The organism is Pleomorphomonas carboxyditropha (assembly GCF_002770725.1).
GTDB lineage: Bacteria > Pseudomonadota > Alphaproteobacteria > Rhizobiales > Pleomorphomonadaceae > Pleomorphomonas > Pleomorphomonas carboxyditropha.
On the sequence record NZ_NQVN01000020.1, the window covers coordinates 33,321 to 47,538 of the forward strand.

Below are 14,218 nucleotides of genomic sequence, written 5' to 3' on the forward strand. Positions count from 1 at the left end.
ATAGCCCGACGGCCGGTGAATTCAACGGGATTTTCTCGGGAAAGGCCAAACGGAGCAAGGGGAGTTGCTTCCGGCGGGAAAGCCGGTGGAGGCGTCAGAACAGGTTGAGCTGCTGCGCCTGTTTACGTTTTCGTCCGGCGCCGGCGTCGCTGGCCATAAGGTCCGCGCCGATTTCCTTCAGGAAGGGCGAAGCCGGCAGCGCGCGCACTGCGCCGCGCCAGAACCGCTCCATGGCGCGGGTCAGGAACAGCCTGTCCTTGGCGCGGGTCATGGCGACGTAGAACAGCCGCCGCTCCTCGGCTTGCGTCGCCTCTTCCTCCGGCGTCGCGGCGCCCCATGAAAACGGCACCAGTCCCGCCTCCATGCCCACCACGAACACCACCGGAAATTCCAGGCCCTTGGCCGCGTGCATGGTCATGAGCGAGACGCGGTCGGCGCGCATATCGCGGAAATCGGCCTCGGTGGCCAGGGCCGCCGCCTCGGCGAGCCGGGCCGGATCGCCGGCCACCTGGTCCGATCCGGCGAGAACGGCCAGCCAGCCTCGCGCCTCGGCGAGCGAGGCCGCGTCGGTCCTTTCCGCCCGGCGGGCGTCTTCCGCCGCTTGCCCGACGCGTGCGGCAAGGTCCGGCCCCGCCGCCGTGCCCAGCCCTTCGAGGATCGCAATCACCCCGGGATGGCCGGCGATGGGAGCGGGCGAGCTTTTCATGAACGGGATGCCGGCGCGGTCGAAGGCGGTCCTGAGCGCCGCCGCCTGCGCGTCGGTGCGGTAGAGCACGGCGCAATCGGCAAAGCCGAGCGGCCGGCCGGCCGGCGCCTCACCACCCTTTCGATTGGCCGCGAGCATGTCGTGGCCGCCGAGCAGGTTCTCGATGGTCGCCGCGACGAAGTCCGCCTCCGCCGCCTCGCTTGCCGCCGCATGGGTCATGATCGGTTCGCCCATGGGGCGGGTCGGGGCTGCCGGGGGCGCGCCGATGAAGCCCGAGGCCGCCGTCACGATGGTGCCGGTCGAGCGGTAGTTGCGCGCGAGCCGAAGGGTCGCGGCGGCGGGAAAGTCGCGGCCGAAGCGCGTAAAGCAGGCGGCGTCGGCGCCGCGGAAGCCGTAGATCGCCTGGTCGGGATCGCCGATGACGCAGAAATTGCCGCTTTCTCCGGTCAGCAGCCGCAGCAGGCGATACTGCTGCTCGTCCACGTCCTGAAACTCGTCGGCGACGATATGCGGAAAGCGCGTCTGCCATGCGGCGGCGATTTCCGCGTCCTTGTCGAGAAGATCGGCCGACAACAGGACGAGATCGTCGAAATCGACCCATCCCTGCGCCCGCCCGATCCGGTCGAGCACGGCGCGGGCCGCCGCTTCCTCGTCCGTGCCTTGTGCGCCGCTGCGCTTGAGCACCGACACGGCCTTGAGCAGGCGGCCGGCGCGCGCGTCGCTGACGCCGAGCGCCTCGGCCAGTGCCGTCGTGCGCTCCGCCTCGTTGGCGATGCGGAAGTCCGCGGCGAGACCGGCGCGGTCGGCATGCGCGTGCAGGATGGCAAGGCCCAGCGAATGGAAGCTGTGCACCGCCACGGCGCCCGCCGTCTCGCCGAGAAGTCCGGCGAGCCGGGCGCGCAATTCCTCCGTCGCCTTGCGCGTGAAGGTGACGGCGAGGCAGGCGCCGGCCGGCACGCCGCGCTCCAGCACCAGATGGGCGATGCGGTGGGTGAGCATGCGCGTCTTGCCGGAGCCGGGCCCGGCGATCACCAGGAGCGGCCCGTCGACGGCCTCGGCGGCGCGCGCCTGGTCGGAGTCGAGCCCGGCGAGAACGCCGCTGCGGCCCGATGGCTGGATCGCGGCAGGGGCTTCAGGGGAGGCCGGCGCTTGCCCCGGCGCCTCGCCCTTCGCGGCCGGTTTCGCCTGGCGGGCGCGGCTGAGGAGCGGCGCCTCGAACAGGAGCTGGCTTCCGGCGAGGCGGTCCAGTTCCCCGTCCTCGAACAGCCGGATGACGCCATATTCGCCGTCGTAGCCGGCTTGCCGGATGACCTCGCCGGAGCGCAGCCGCGTCACGGCCTCGCCGAGCAGCGGATGCACCTTCGCCACATCCTCGGCCGGTAGCTCCTCCAGCAGGGCAAGCTCCGGCCCGAGCGCGGCAATCGTCCGGTCGTAGGTGTGGGACACGGCTTTCGAGGCGACGCCGCTGCCGACGATCTCCGACAGGGGCACCAGGCTCGCCACGGCGCCCGCCGTTGCCGGCGGCACCACTTCGGCCTCGCTGCGGTCGGCGAGCGCCTCGATGCGATGGGCCACGCCAATGGTGAGGGGCCGCCCGCAGACCGGGCAGCGGCCGCCCATCGCGATGGTTTCCCTGGGGTCGAGCCGCACACCGCAGGCGCGGTGGCCGTCCATATGGTACTTGCCCTCTTCGGGGAAGAATTCGACCGTGCCGACATAGCCCTCGCCGGTCTCCAGCGCGCGGCGGATGGCGAAATAGTCCGGCTCGCAGGAAAAGCGCGTCGCTTCGCGGCCGAGCTTGCCGGGCGAATGGGCGTCGGAATTGGAGATGAGGCGGAAGCGGTCGAGCGAGGAAATACGCCAGTTCATGGCCGGATCGGACGACAGTCCCGTCTCCACCGCGAAAATATGCCCGGCGAGGTCGCCATAGCACTCATCGATCGAGTCGAAGCCCGATTGCGAGCCGAGCGCCGCGAACCATGGCGTCCAGATATGGGCGGGGACGAGATAGGACTCCGGTCCCGATTCCAGCGCGATCTCCAGAAGGTCGCGCGAGTCGAGGCCGAGGATCGGGCGGCCGTCCGAGGCGATGTTGCCGATGCGCGCCAGGCTCGCCGCCAGCCGGTCGGCGGCGTCGAGATCGGCGGCATAGATCAGATGGTGGATCTTCCGGGTTTTGTCGCCTTTCTTGTAGATGGTCGAGATCTCGGTGCACAGCATGAAGGAGACCGGCCGCCGGCAGGCGGGCGGCAGCGTTTCCCACAGCGCCGCTTCGATTTCCGGCCTGAGGCGAAACAGCCCGTTGCCCTCGGGCACCAGCTTGTCCTTGATCTCGGCGAGCCAGACCGGGTGTACGCAGTCGCCGGTGCCGACCACCCGCACGCCCTTGCGCGCCGCCCACCAGAACAGACGCTCTAGATCGAGATCCCGGCTCGTCGCCCGGGAATATTTCGAGTGGATATGCAGATCGGCGTGGAAAGTCATGGGGCAGCGTCATTCATCTTGCGAAGGGCGGGAACAAATCCACGTCATGAAGAACGTTGCCACGGTGCATCCCTCCTCCTGACGACTCGGAATGAATAATGCACCATTGCAGGCCATCGACAACCCGCTCGCCACGAAGTCGGTCCCAAGCGTCCAGGCTGGGCGGGACCATTATGCGGGCCGAGAACGACTCGGAGAGCTGCGTTTGGGCCGTAGCCTTACGAAATGACGCCTGAAATCGGCCGAAACTTCATGAAATTACAACGAGGCGGGTCCCGTCATGAAAAAGAAAACCATCGAGGAAACTCCAAGAGGCGAGCTCTCCGCCGACCAGCCGCTCGATGCGGCGATCAAGAGGCACGCCGATTGGCGTGGCGCGACGCTCGCCAAAATCCGCAGCCTCATCAGGGAGGCCGACCCCGAGGTGGTCGAGGATGTGAAGTGGCGCAAGCCGTCGAACGACATGCGTGGCGTTCCGGTGTGGGAGCACGACGGCCTCGTCTGCACCGGCGAGACCTACAAGACGGCGGTGAAACTGACCTTCGCCAGAGGGGCGGCGCTCGACGACCCGTCCCGCCTGTTCAACGCCGGTCTCGATGGCGGCACGCGCCGCGCCATCGACATCCATGAGGGCGAGGAGATCGACGAGGCGGCGTTCAAGGCGCTGATCCGCGCCGCGGTGGCGGAGAACAAGGAAGTTGGCGCTCGCAAGAAGTCGAAGGCAAAGCGATGAGCGACGGTGAAATCCGCTCCGTCGTCGTCGACGCGACATCCCGCATCCGCCGGAAAAGGTCTGGCGCGCGCTCACCCAGCCGCACTTGATCGCCGAGTGGCTGATGGACAACGACTTCGTGCTCGCCGTCGGCCACCGCTTCAACCTGCGGGGCGAATGGGGCGGCGTGCTGGACTGCGAGGCTCTCGCCGTCGGGCCGCCCGGGACGCTGTCCTACACCTGGAACCACGCGCACAGCGACCCGGCTTTCGGCCTAACCAGCGTGGTGACCTTCACGCTCACGCTGACACGCACCGGCACGCACCTGCGCATGGAGCAAAAGGGATTTTCCGCCCCGATCAGCGCCAAGCCTTTGGTTGGGCCAGGCAGGGCTGGCAGGCCTTTCTCGGCAAGTTGGAGCAGGTTGCTTCGCAGCTCGACTAAGGCGCGTTGCGGTGTGCAATCAGCGGTTTATGGCGGGCTGAAGACGAGGAATCGGAGAACTGCATCTCCGCTATAGCCCTCCAGAATTGAGGCAAGGGCGAATAGCTTCCATTGATGGGAAGCTGTCGGTCTGCTCCCGGCCCTAAGCTGCCGATCGTATCAAGCGGCAGCTAAGGTCCGGAGGCAAGCCTATAGCGGGCAACCCCCTGTAACTTTAGGTCAAGGCTGCCACCCGCTACGCATGACGCAGAAATCTCTTTTGAAACCAGCTTGTTGATCTATGCTTCAGCGCCTACCTTCGGCCGCGTTCCGCGCCTTCATTGACTTTTTCAAGGCACGCGCAGGGGCTGAGGCTGCGCAAAGGATGGCATGAGGGACCGATGCATCTCCACTGGACACTTTGCGCATGAGGGGTGCGACTACGCTTCATCTAGATGAGGTTCAACATCGCTTTCGGCGAAGGTCTGACGGATGGCCACGCGATAGCGTTTAGGTGCCCTTCCCGTCACACGCTTGAACGCGGCACTGAATGCATTCTCCGAGGTATAGCCTACAGACGAGGCAACCGCCGCGAGCGGCTTGTTGCTTTCCTTGAGCGCGCGTTCGGCCAGTCGCATCCGCCATTCCGTCAGATAGGTCAGCGGCGGGACGCCGGCGACAGACTTGAAATAGACCGCGAACACCGTCCGCGACATGCCCGCCGCCTTCGCCAGCTCGGCCAGGTGCCAATCTCGGCGAGGGTCGCCGTGGATCAGTTTGATGGCCGGGGCAATGCGGGGATCACAGATGGCCCGCAGCCGGCCAACCGCCATTTCGTCCTTTCCCCCAACATAGACGCGCAGGATTTCGAGGAACATGAGCTGCGCCAGTTGCGCCGTGGCGAAGTGCGCGCCGAGCCGTCCCTGTTGATGTTCCCTCACAAGCTGCTCTATCAGCCATTCCAGCGTGCCAGCTTCGGGCATGTTGGCGGGAAGGTGGACTGTAGGCGGCAAGCTGTCGAGCAGAAGCCGCCCGGCCTCATTGTCGATCAGCACATGCCCGCCCAAGAACAGGAAATCATCGCCATCGGCTATGTTGATGATTTCGCATGTCCCGCTCGCGAAAACCTGTTCGGCATCGAGCATGGGAGCAGACAGGTCGCTTGCGAGCACGAACGGCCGTTGGGTGGCGAGCAGGAACACATCACCCTGTCGTAGCCGGATAGGCTCGCCCATGCCGTCGATCACCAGCCAACATTCACCCTTGGCGGGAATGAAAAACTTGATCTTGTCTGGACGCGGAAAGCGGATCGCCCATTTGCCGCCAGCGGTGAAGCCACCCGAGGTGGCGGAGCGGACGCGCACGAGGGATAGAATGCTCGAGAAAGGATCGTCTTCGCTCATTTTCGAACTATCGCGTTGCTATTGCGGACGGTCAAGCATTCTCCGTTCGTACTCGCAAGGCTATCTCCGTCCGAAACGGCCACAGGAGATAGACTATGAGCCAGCAGAAGCCGCTCGGAACCGGATTCGGCCGAGCATCCACGACCGCCGATGTTATCAAGGGCATCGACCTTTCCGGAAAAACCATCATCGTGACCGGCGCGAACGCCGGTCTCGGCCAGCAAACAGCGAGGACGCTGGCCGGCGCTGGCGCGCATGTGGTCGCCGTCGCGCGGAACCCGGACAAGGCGTGCGCCGCGCTGGAAGGTGTCGCCAATGTTGAGTTCGACACGCTCGACCTATCGGACTCGGCATCGATACACGCATTTGCCGACCGCTTTCTCGCCTCGGGGCGACCGCTGCATGTGCTCATCAACAACGCCGGCATCTTCTGCCGCCCGTTCGCGCTCGACGGACGCGGGATCGAATCCCACTTCGCGATCAATCATCTTGGGCATTATGAGCTGACCGTGCGCCTCTGGCCGGCTCTTAAAAAGGCCGGCGGCGCGCGCGTCGTCACGGTCAGCTCGCTCGCGCACCGCATTACAGGCGTGGACTTTGAAGACATTAATTTCGAGAAGCGCGAGTATCAGCCGATCCTAGGCTATGCGCAGTCGAAGACGGCCAATGTTCTGTTCGCCGTCGAACTGGACCGGCTCGGCCAATCCGACAATATCCGTTCCTTCGCCATTCATCCCGGCGTGGTCGTTCAGACGGACATCATCAATCACTTCAGCGAGGAAGAACGCCGGGGCGTCGGGGAATGGACCGAGGACGGCCGCCCGGTGGTCAATGCGGAACAGGGCTACAAGTCGATCCCGCAAGGTGCCGCAACATCGGTTTGGGCGGCCACGAGTCCGCAGCTCCACGGCTTGGGCGGCGTCTATTGCGAAAGTTCCGATATAACTCCGGTCCTGACGCCCGAACAGGTCGCAAGCTGGGGCGGCATTGCCGCCGATCCCTCCCACCCTGCCGGGGTGATGGATTTCGCGATTGATCCCGAGGCCGCAGGGCGCTTGTGGGCACTCAGCGAGAACCTGACTGGCACCCGCCTTTCCTAACGCAGCATCTTGGCCGCCCGAAGCTGGAGGCCAATCACCTATTCGCAACCCGGAACGGAGACCTAGACATGACCACTCCCCAAACCCCAATCAATTCCGGCTTCACGGCATGGTCCACAACCTCGCACGTCATCAAGGGCATCGACCTCGTTGGCAAGGTGGCGATCGTCACTGGCGGCTATTCCGGACTCGGCCGCGAAGCCGCTCGCACCTTCCTGTCGGCCGGTGCGCGCGTCATCGTGCCGGCGCGTGACGTAGAGCGCGCCCGCAAGGCGCTCGACGGCCTACCCGGCGTCGAGATCGAGGAAATGGACCTGCTCGACCCCGCCTCGATAGACGCTTTCGCCAAGCGGTTCCTCGATTCCGGCCTGCCTCTCGACATGCTGGTCAACAGCGCCGGCATCATGGCGCTTCCCGAACGCACGCTCGACGCGCGCGGCTACGAGCTGCAATTCGCCACCAACCATCTCGGCCATTTCCAGCTTACCGCCCGGCTCTGGCCGGCGCTGAAGGCCACGCCGGGCGCTCGCGTCGTGTCGGTGTCCTCAATGGGGCATCGGTTCTCGCCGGTCATCTTCGACGATCTCACTTTCGAGAACCGCCCCTATGAGCCGTGGTCGGGCTACGGCCAGTCGAAAACCGCCAACATTCTGTTCGCGGTCGAGCTGGACGCGCGCGGCCAGACCGACGATGTGCGGGCCTTCTCCCTGCATCCGGGCGGCATCCCCGGAACCGGCCTCGAAAAGCATGTGCCGCGCGCCGACCTGATCGCCGCAGGCGTCATTGACGAGAACGGCGTCCCTCAGATCAACCCGGCCAAAGACCTCAAATCGTTCCCGCAGGGCGCGGCCACCCATGTCTGGTGCGCGACCAGCCCGCAGCTCGACGGCAAGGGCGGCGTGTTCTGCGTCGATTCTGAAATTGCGCCGCTGATGGATGCCGCTCCCGAGAACTTCTCTATGGCAGAGAGCCAGTCCGGGCACCGAGATAACGGCGTCGCCCCGTATGCCGTCGATCGCGAGGCCGCAAAGCGGCTTTGGGAAGTCAGCGAGCAGTTGACCGGCGTGCAGTTCGCGATTTGATCGCTCGGCTGACTCCGACTGCTGGCCGGGGTGCCGCCAGCGCATAGACGCAAATGCGGCACGCTACAGACCGCCGACTGCCCTCCATGGTTCGCTTAATTCCGGGGCCTTGAGTGCCCCGGAATCCACCCGAACCACGGAGGATTCCATGTGTGCGGCGCCGACGAATCCACGCCAGACGGCCGGGAACGCCGCAGGTCGCCGCACCTATATCGGCGAGCATCGATTCAATCGCCGCTCCAACAAGAGTGAGGTGAAGCCCGAGGAAGAAGTCGTCACCGTCGCGGTGCCGCCGCTGATCGACCTTGAGACCTTCGCTCGCCTCGCTACTGGCTCGTCGGCAGGAGAGCATCGAGCGGCGCAGCCAGCACATCGCCGAATTGAACCAGCGCGCGACCGAGGCCGACAACCGCCTCAAGTGGCTCTACGACGCGATTGAGGCCGGTTCGCTCGGACCGGCGGAATCCGCCCTCGGCGAGCGGATCGCGGACCTTACCGCGTTACGGGATCAGGCGCGGGCAGACGCGGCAAGGACCGAGGCCATGCTGAAAAGCTCGGTCCATCAGGGCCTCACAGGGGCGGCCGTGCGGGAACTGACGAGCGTCGAGGTCGCGGACGACGCGATCTACATCAAAGGCAGCAAAAGCACCCTGTTGAGGACGCTGATAGCCACTAATGGAGGGAAATCGGCGGGAACGGCGTTCCCGGTTTTATATCAAAGTGGCGGAGAAGGAGGGATTCGAACCCTCGATAGGGTTGCCCCTATACACGCGTTCCAGGCGTGCGCCTTAAACCACTCGGCCACCTCTCCGTACGGCCGGCGCCCCGGCTCGTGGCCGCGCACTATAGCGATGTTCGTTGGGAGCGCAAGAGGGGGAAGCCGCTCTTGGAAAAACTTCGCCCGGCAAGGTGGAGATTCAGTGCCAACTCTTTGTTTTTATAAGCTCACTTGCGCCGGAAAGGAGGGTCGAAAAGCCGCCGCCCATCACTTGGAGGGACGTGTCGGCCGGTCCCCAAGCGCTGCGGCACCGGCCCGGCCGGGCCTTTATGCCCAAAGCCGCGAAGCCGGCGGATTCTCGCCGTCGATCGCCTGCCGCACGCTGTCGATGCGCCGCATCAGCTCGCCGGATATGCGCGTCTGCAGGGCGTTGAGCACGGTCTCGGCGACGGCGCGGCGATCGGCCTTCCGCTCGATCAGCGCCGGGTCGCGCAGCGGCCAGCGCAGCGTCACGTATTCGGCGAGGCGAGCGCAGTCGGACTCGGTCCAGGTGACGGTGGCGAGGTCGACGACGATATGCGGCCGCAGCCCGCCCGGCAGGGCGAAGATCGTCCACGACTTCGGCTCGAGGCCATCGGTGGGAATGGCGCGCTGGGTGAGCGCCTGCGCGGCTTCCGGCAGCAGGGCGGCGGCCGGCCGGCTGCCGGCGCTGAAGGCGCGGATGCGCGTGTCGCCGCGCTGATTGAGCAACGCCTCGGCCATCAAGCTGGTCGCGCTGTTGGTTTCGCACAGAAACAGCACATCGACGGTTTGCATCCTGAACAAGCCCCTGACGCTCGAAGGTGTCGCCAAAGCCATCGTCCCGCCTCTCTTCGTCACGCCCTGCGAGGGCGCCACCAACCCGTTCGGGCGGCGGTGCCCCAAGCACTCCTCTGCGCCTTGCCGATGGAGTCTCCATGACGTTTCCGAGACAGGCCGATGACGCGCCTCTCGGAAAACGCAAATGCATAAAGCGCGCCACCAAGCCGCATTTTTCGGACAAGCGGCCTAGACTAAAGTCCAAGCCATTCATCTTTAAAGCGGAATCGGCGCGACACCGGCTGGCGAAAGGGGAGGTATTATCTCCGGAGGGCGGCTTCAAGCCCGCCGAAGGGCGAAGTGCGTCTGTCGCTTCGCCCGGCCTGGCGCCGTTGCCGGCGATATATCGCCGCCACCTTTGATGGCTTTCTGGGCAACGGGTGGCCGCAAAGGCGGTCAGGAGGCCGGCATTTCCAAAGCCGAGGCCACGGTTCCCACCGTCGTCGTCGCGGCGGCATTTTCCACAGCGGCATGCTCGGCAAGGGCGGCGAGAGCCTCGGCGAAGAGGGCGGCGAAGACCAGGCTGACGAAAAGTTTACGAACGAACATATTCCAGGCTTCCAGGGCCGCCGGACAATCCGGCGGTGATGGTCTTCAGACCATGGGAAGCCGCCGCCAATGCGGTGGAAAGGGGACGGAAGCAGGTCGCGGACAAGGTGTTGTCGCGGCGACGGCAAAAAGGCGGCGCCGGCATGGGCCGGGCCGCCTTTCAGGCCATAGGGTGAGCCGAGGGTCAGATCTGCCGCTCGACCAGCATCTTCTTGATCTCGGCGATGGCCTTCGCCGGATTGAGTCCCTTGGGGCAGGTCTGGGTACAGTTCATGATGGTGTGGCAGCGATAGAGGCGGAACGGGTCCTCGAGATTGTCGAGACGTTCGCCGGTCGCCTCGTCGCGGCTGTCGATCAGCCAGCGATAGGCCTGCAGCAGGATGGCCGGGCCGAGATAGCGGTCGCCGTTCCACCAGTAGCTCGGGCAGGAGGTGGAGCAGCAGGCGCAGAGAATGCACTCGTAGAGGCCGTCGAGCTTCTGCCGGTCGTCATGGCTCTGCAGCCATTCGGTCTCCGGCGTCGGCGACGAGGTGTGCAGCCACGGCTCGATCGACTTGTGCTGGGCATAGAAATGGGTGAGATCGGGCACCAGGTCCTTCACCACGTTCATGTGCGGCAGCGGGTAGACCTTGATCGGCCCGGAAATCTCGTCCATGCCCTTGGTGCAGGCGAGCGTGTTCATGCCGTCGATGTTCATGGCGCAGGAGCCGCAGATGCCCTCGCGGCAGGACCGGCGGAGCGCCAGCGTCGGATCGATCTTGTTCTTGATCCAGAGCAGCGCGTCGAGCACCATCGGGCCGCAGTCGTCGAGATCGACGAAGAAGGTGTCGAGCCGCGGGTTGCGGCCGTCCTCCGGGTCCCAGCGGTAGATGCGGAACTCGCGGACGTGCGTCGCACCCTCCGGCTTCGGCCAGACCTTGCCGGCCTTGATCTTCGAGTTCTTCGGCAGCGTGAGCTGAACCATGGGATCATCCTGCGTTCTTGGGTCTGTGGTCAACGTAAAATCTAGAAATTTTTCCCCATCTCTAGATAATACTTGTCGGATGGATCTCGGATCAGAAAGGTTGTTGTTTTTTCTTTATCATCATTCAAGAAGTACATGATTTTTATTTTGTCTTTTGAGATAAAGAAAAGATCGAAATCCTGTTTGCCCCATGCGACGTCGTATTGGTCTAACTTGAGAGCGCCCTTGCGAGGAACGCTGTATCTTCCCCCGCCGTCTAGACCTTCATCGCCATACCATACAACGTGCAAGAAGCGCCCTTCGCCATCGAAACAAACCTTATCGCCATAAGGACGCTGGACCCCTTCGCCAGGCTCAGCAATCAGCGCCCCGCCAAAGTCGCCGTAGTAGATATTCGTCCAGCACCCCACCAGATGGGCCTTATTGGCTTGGCTGACAGGAATTCCAGGAACATCCGCATCGGCTTTTGCCGCGGCGGGTAGAGGTGAGGGCTGGTTTGGCGTGGTGCAGCCAGCAGTCGCGATTGTCGCCGACAGCATGCATACAGTTCCGAAACTCAGCCTCGCCCTTGGCATTTGAACTTTCCAATCGCCCGGCCATCAATCTCACAGGTGCACGTCGCCGAGCATCTCAATCCTTCGATAGGAACTCTGCCTTTACGTATCCGCTACAGCTAACGGCCAAGCCGCCGTAAACGTCGACCTCGGCGATATCTCCTTGCCGCCCAACAACTCGCACCTTTGCGCCTGGCTTGGCGAGGCAGTTAACGTGCTGCCAGTCTTCGGTGGAAGCTGTACCCATGGACGATTCGGCGTGCCGCGCAAACTGGGGCGTTTCCCAAACGCCAACCTCGTTGAGCATCCGTGTCAAATGGTCGCCGGGCGACCGAAGACGGAACTCTTCGCCGGGGCGGTTGGCACAGGAAGCGAGCAGTAGGCTAACTAAGCCGAGAGCGATGAGAGCGATCTTTGTCATCAGTACACGCGCGCCTTCGGCTTGATGTAGTCGATCTCGGAGGTCATCGTGTAGGCGTGCACCGGTCGGTAATCGAGGCCGACGGTCCTCGCGCCGACATCGATCGAGGCCAGCGTGTGCTTCATCCACTCGCCGTCGTCGCGGTTGGGATAGTCCTCGCGGGCGTGGGCGCCACGGCTTTCCTTGCGGTTGAGCGCGCCTTCCATGGTGACGACGGCCTGGACGATCAGGTTTTCGTATTCCAGCGCCTCGGTCAGGTCGGTGTTCCAGATCAGCGAGCGGTCGGTGGTCTTGAGATCGTCGCCGGCCGCCCAGCAGCCGTGGATCAGCTTGACGCCTTCCTCCAGCACCTCGCCGGTGCGGAACACGGCACAGTTCGACTGCATGGTCTTCTGCATCGACAGCCGGAGCTCGGCGGTCGGCGTCGAGCCTGAGGCGTGGCGCACGCGGTCGAGCCGCTCGAGGGCATTGAGCCCGGCGTCCTTCGGCAGGTCGGCGATGCGGCCGCCCTTGTCGATCGTCTCGGCGCAGCGGTGGCCGACGGCGCGGCCGAACACCACGAGGTCGATCAGCGAGTTGGAGCCGAGGCGGTTGGCGCCGTGCACCGACACGCAGGCCGCCTCGCCGACCGCCATCAGGCCCGGCACGATTCGGTCCGGGTCACCGTCCACCTTGGCCAGCACCTCGCCGTGATAGTTCGTCGGGATGCCGCCCATGTTGTAGTGAACGGTCGGCAGCACCGGGATCGGCTCGCGCGTCACGTCGACGCCGGCGAAGATCTTGGCGCTCTCCGAGATGCCCGGCAGGCGCTCGGCCAGGATCGCCGGGTCGAGATGGTCGAGGTGCAGGTAGATGTGGTCCTTGAGCTTGCCGACGCCGCGTCCCTCGCGGATCTCCATGGTCATCGACCGCGAGACGACGTCGCGGCTGGCAAGGTCCTTGGCCGACGGCGCATAGCGCTCCATGAAGCGCTCGCCCTCGGAATTGGTCAGATAGCCGCCTTCGCCGCGCGAGCCCTCGGTGATCAGGCAGCCGGCGCCGTAGATGCCGGTCGGGTGGAACTGCACGAATTCCATGTCCTGCAGGGCCAGCCCGGCGCGCAGCACCATGGCGTTGCCGTCGCCGGTGCAGGTATGGGCCGAGGTGCAGGAGAAATAGGCGCGGCCGTAGCCGCCGGTCGCCAGCACCGTCTGGTGGGCGCGGAAGCGGTGGATCGCGCCGGTTTCCATGTCGAGGGCGACCACGCCGCGGCAGGCGCCGTTCTCCATGATCAGGTCGATGGCGAAATACTCGATGAAGAACTCGGCCGAATGCCGGAGCGCCTGGCCGTACATGGTGTGCAGCATGGCGTGGCCGGTGCGGTCGGCGGCGGCGCAGGTGCGCTGGGCGATGCCCTCGCCGAAGTTGGTGGTCATGCCGCCGAACGGCCGCTGGTAGATCTTGCCTTCCTCGGTGCGCGAGAAGGGCACGCCCCAATGCTCCAGCTCGTAGACGGCGGCCGGCGCGTTGCGCACCAGATACTCGATGGCATCCTGGTCGCCCAGCCAGTCGGAGCCCTTGACGGTGTCGTACATGTGCCAGCGCCAGTCGTCCGGCCCCATGTTGCCGAGCGAGGCGGCGACGCCGCCCTGGGCGGCCACGGTGTGCGAGCGGGTGGGGAACACCTTGGTGATGCAGGCGGTGGAAAGGCCCGCCTCCGAGGCGCCGACCACCGCCCGGAGGCCGGCGCCGCCGGCGCCGACCACCACCACGTCGAAGGTATGGTCGATGAACTGATAGGCGCGGCCGCCGACGTTGAAGGCGGTCTGCTTGCCGCCGGCATTCTCTGAGGCAACGGCCATGGTCAGGCTCCGAAGGTGATCTTGATGAGCGCCACGGCCGAGGCGATGCCGACCAGCGCCGAGAAGAAGGAATTGGCCATCAGCGCCAGGACCCGCAGCAGCGGTTGGTTGACGTAGTCCTCGATGATCACCTGCATGCCGATCTTCATGTGCCAGACGCTGACGCCCAGGAAGGCGAGCATCAGCACGGCGACGAAGGGATTGCCGAGCGTGGCGATCACCGCGCCGTAGTCGTCGCCCTGCAGCTTGACGAGCAGCACGACGTAGACGAGCGCCAGCAGCAGCGCGGCGACGCCGGTCACCCGCTGCTGCCAGAAATGCCCGGTGCCGGACTTGCCCGAGCCGAAGCCGCGGGCGTGCTTCAGCGACGTCTGGAAGCGGAAGGACTTGCTCATGGCGGACC

At 65.1% G+C, this 14,218-nt stretch carries 11 protein-coding genes, 1 tRNA gene and 1 pseudogene; 4 read left to right on the forward strand and 9 right to left on the reverse strand.

The genetic code is table 11. The features are described 5' to 3' along the window. Window positions 1-94 precede the first annotated feature (94 nt). Entirely contained in the window at window positions 95-3,190 is a 3,096-nt protein-coding gene (locus CJ014_RS21425) for a UvrD-helicase domain-containing protein (protein ID WP_100082542.1), read from the reverse strand. 280 nt (window positions 3,191-3,470) lie between these two features. Between CJ014_RS21425 and CJ014_RS21430 the strand changes: the two genes are divergently transcribed. After that, window positions 3,471-3,923 (forward strand): DUF1801 domain-containing protein, encoded by a 453-nt coding sequence (locus tag CJ014_RS21430; protein WP_100082543.1) that lies wholly within the window; start codon window positions 3,471-3,473, stop codon window positions 3,921-3,923. Beyond that, a pseudogene (locus CJ014_RS21435) lies at window positions 3,920-4,346 on the forward strand (SRPBCC family protein). The gene CJ014_RS21430 and the pseudogene CJ014_RS21435 overlap by 4 nt, the downstream one beginning before the upstream one ends. Window positions 4,347-4,765: 419 nt before the next feature. On the opposite strand, the gene CJ014_RS21440 reads toward CJ014_RS21435, so the two are convergent. Further along, entirely contained in the window at window positions 4,766-5,728 is a 963-nt protein-coding gene (locus CJ014_RS21440; RefSeq protein WP_100082544.1) for an AraC family transcriptional regulator, read from the reverse strand. A gap of 95 nt (window positions 5,729-5,823) precedes the next feature. On the opposite strand from CJ014_RS21440, the gene CJ014_RS21445 reads away from it, so the two are divergent. Together CJ014_RS21445 and CJ014_RS21450 are read left to right on the forward strand one after the other, a co-directional pair. Continuing rightward, complete coding sequence (locus tag CJ014_RS21445) at window positions 5,824-6,828, forward strand: SDR family NAD(P)-dependent oxidoreductase (protein WP_100082545.1); 1,005 nt, start codon at window positions 5,824-5,826, stop codon at window positions 6,826-6,828. Between the two features lie 68 nt (window positions 6,829-6,896). Next, on the forward strand, window positions 6,897-7,910 hold the full coding sequence (locus tag CJ014_RS21450) for an SDR family NAD(P)-dependent oxidoreductase (protein WP_100082546.1): 1,014 nt from the start codon (window positions 6,897-6,899) through the stop codon (window positions 7,908-7,910). A gap of 721 nt (window positions 7,911-8,631) precedes the next feature. Here the strand turns inward: CJ014_RS21450 and CJ014_RS21460 are convergent. From CJ014_RS21460 to sdhD, 7 genes are all read right to left on the reverse strand, one after another. Then, window positions 8,632-8,721: transfer RNA gene (locus CJ014_RS21460), tRNA-Ser, on the reverse strand. Window positions 8,722-8,955: 234 nt separating this feature from the next. Further along, window positions 8,956-9,444: an arsenate reductase/protein-tyrosine-phosphatase family protein gene (locus CJ014_RS21465; RefSeq protein ID WP_165790933.1), complete on the reverse strand. Its 489-nt coding sequence runs from the start codon at window positions 9,442-9,444 to the stop codon at window positions 8,956-8,958. Between the two features lie 438 nt (window positions 9,445-9,882). After that, the gene (locus tag CJ014_RS27900) at window positions 9,883-10,035 is read right to left on the reverse strand and encodes a hypothetical protein (RefSeq protein WP_165790934.1); all 153 of its coding nucleotides are present in this window, start codon (window positions 10,033-10,035) and stop codon (window positions 9,883-9,885) included. A 184-nt stretch (window positions 10,036-10,219) separates the two neighbouring features. Continuing rightward, a complete protein-coding gene (locus CJ014_RS21470) occupies window positions 10,220-10,999 on the reverse strand; it encodes a succinate dehydrogenase iron-sulfur subunit (protein ID WP_100082548.1) in 780 nt (259 codons plus the stop codon). A 41-nt stretch (window positions 11,000-11,040) separates the two neighbouring features. Continuing rightward, on the reverse strand, window positions 11,041-11,538 hold the full coding sequence (locus CJ014_RS21475) for a hypothetical protein (RefSeq protein WP_133121903.1): 498 nt from the start codon (window positions 11,536-11,538) through the stop codon (window positions 11,041-11,043). A 435-nt stretch (window positions 11,539-11,973) separates the two neighbouring features. Then, the gene (gene sdhA, locus CJ014_RS21485) at window positions 11,974-13,815 is read right to left on the reverse strand and encodes a succinate dehydrogenase flavoprotein subunit (RefSeq protein WP_100082551.1); all 1,842 of its coding nucleotides are present in this window, start codon (window positions 13,813-13,815) and stop codon (window positions 11,974-11,976) included. 2 nt (window positions 13,816-13,817) lie between these two features. Then, on the reverse strand, window positions 13,818-14,210 hold the full coding sequence (gene sdhD, locus CJ014_RS21490) for a succinate dehydrogenase, hydrophobic membrane anchor protein (RefSeq protein WP_100082552.1): 393 nt from the start codon (window positions 14,208-14,210) through the stop codon (window positions 13,818-13,820). Between the last annotated feature and the right edge of the window lie 8 nt (window positions 14,211-14,218).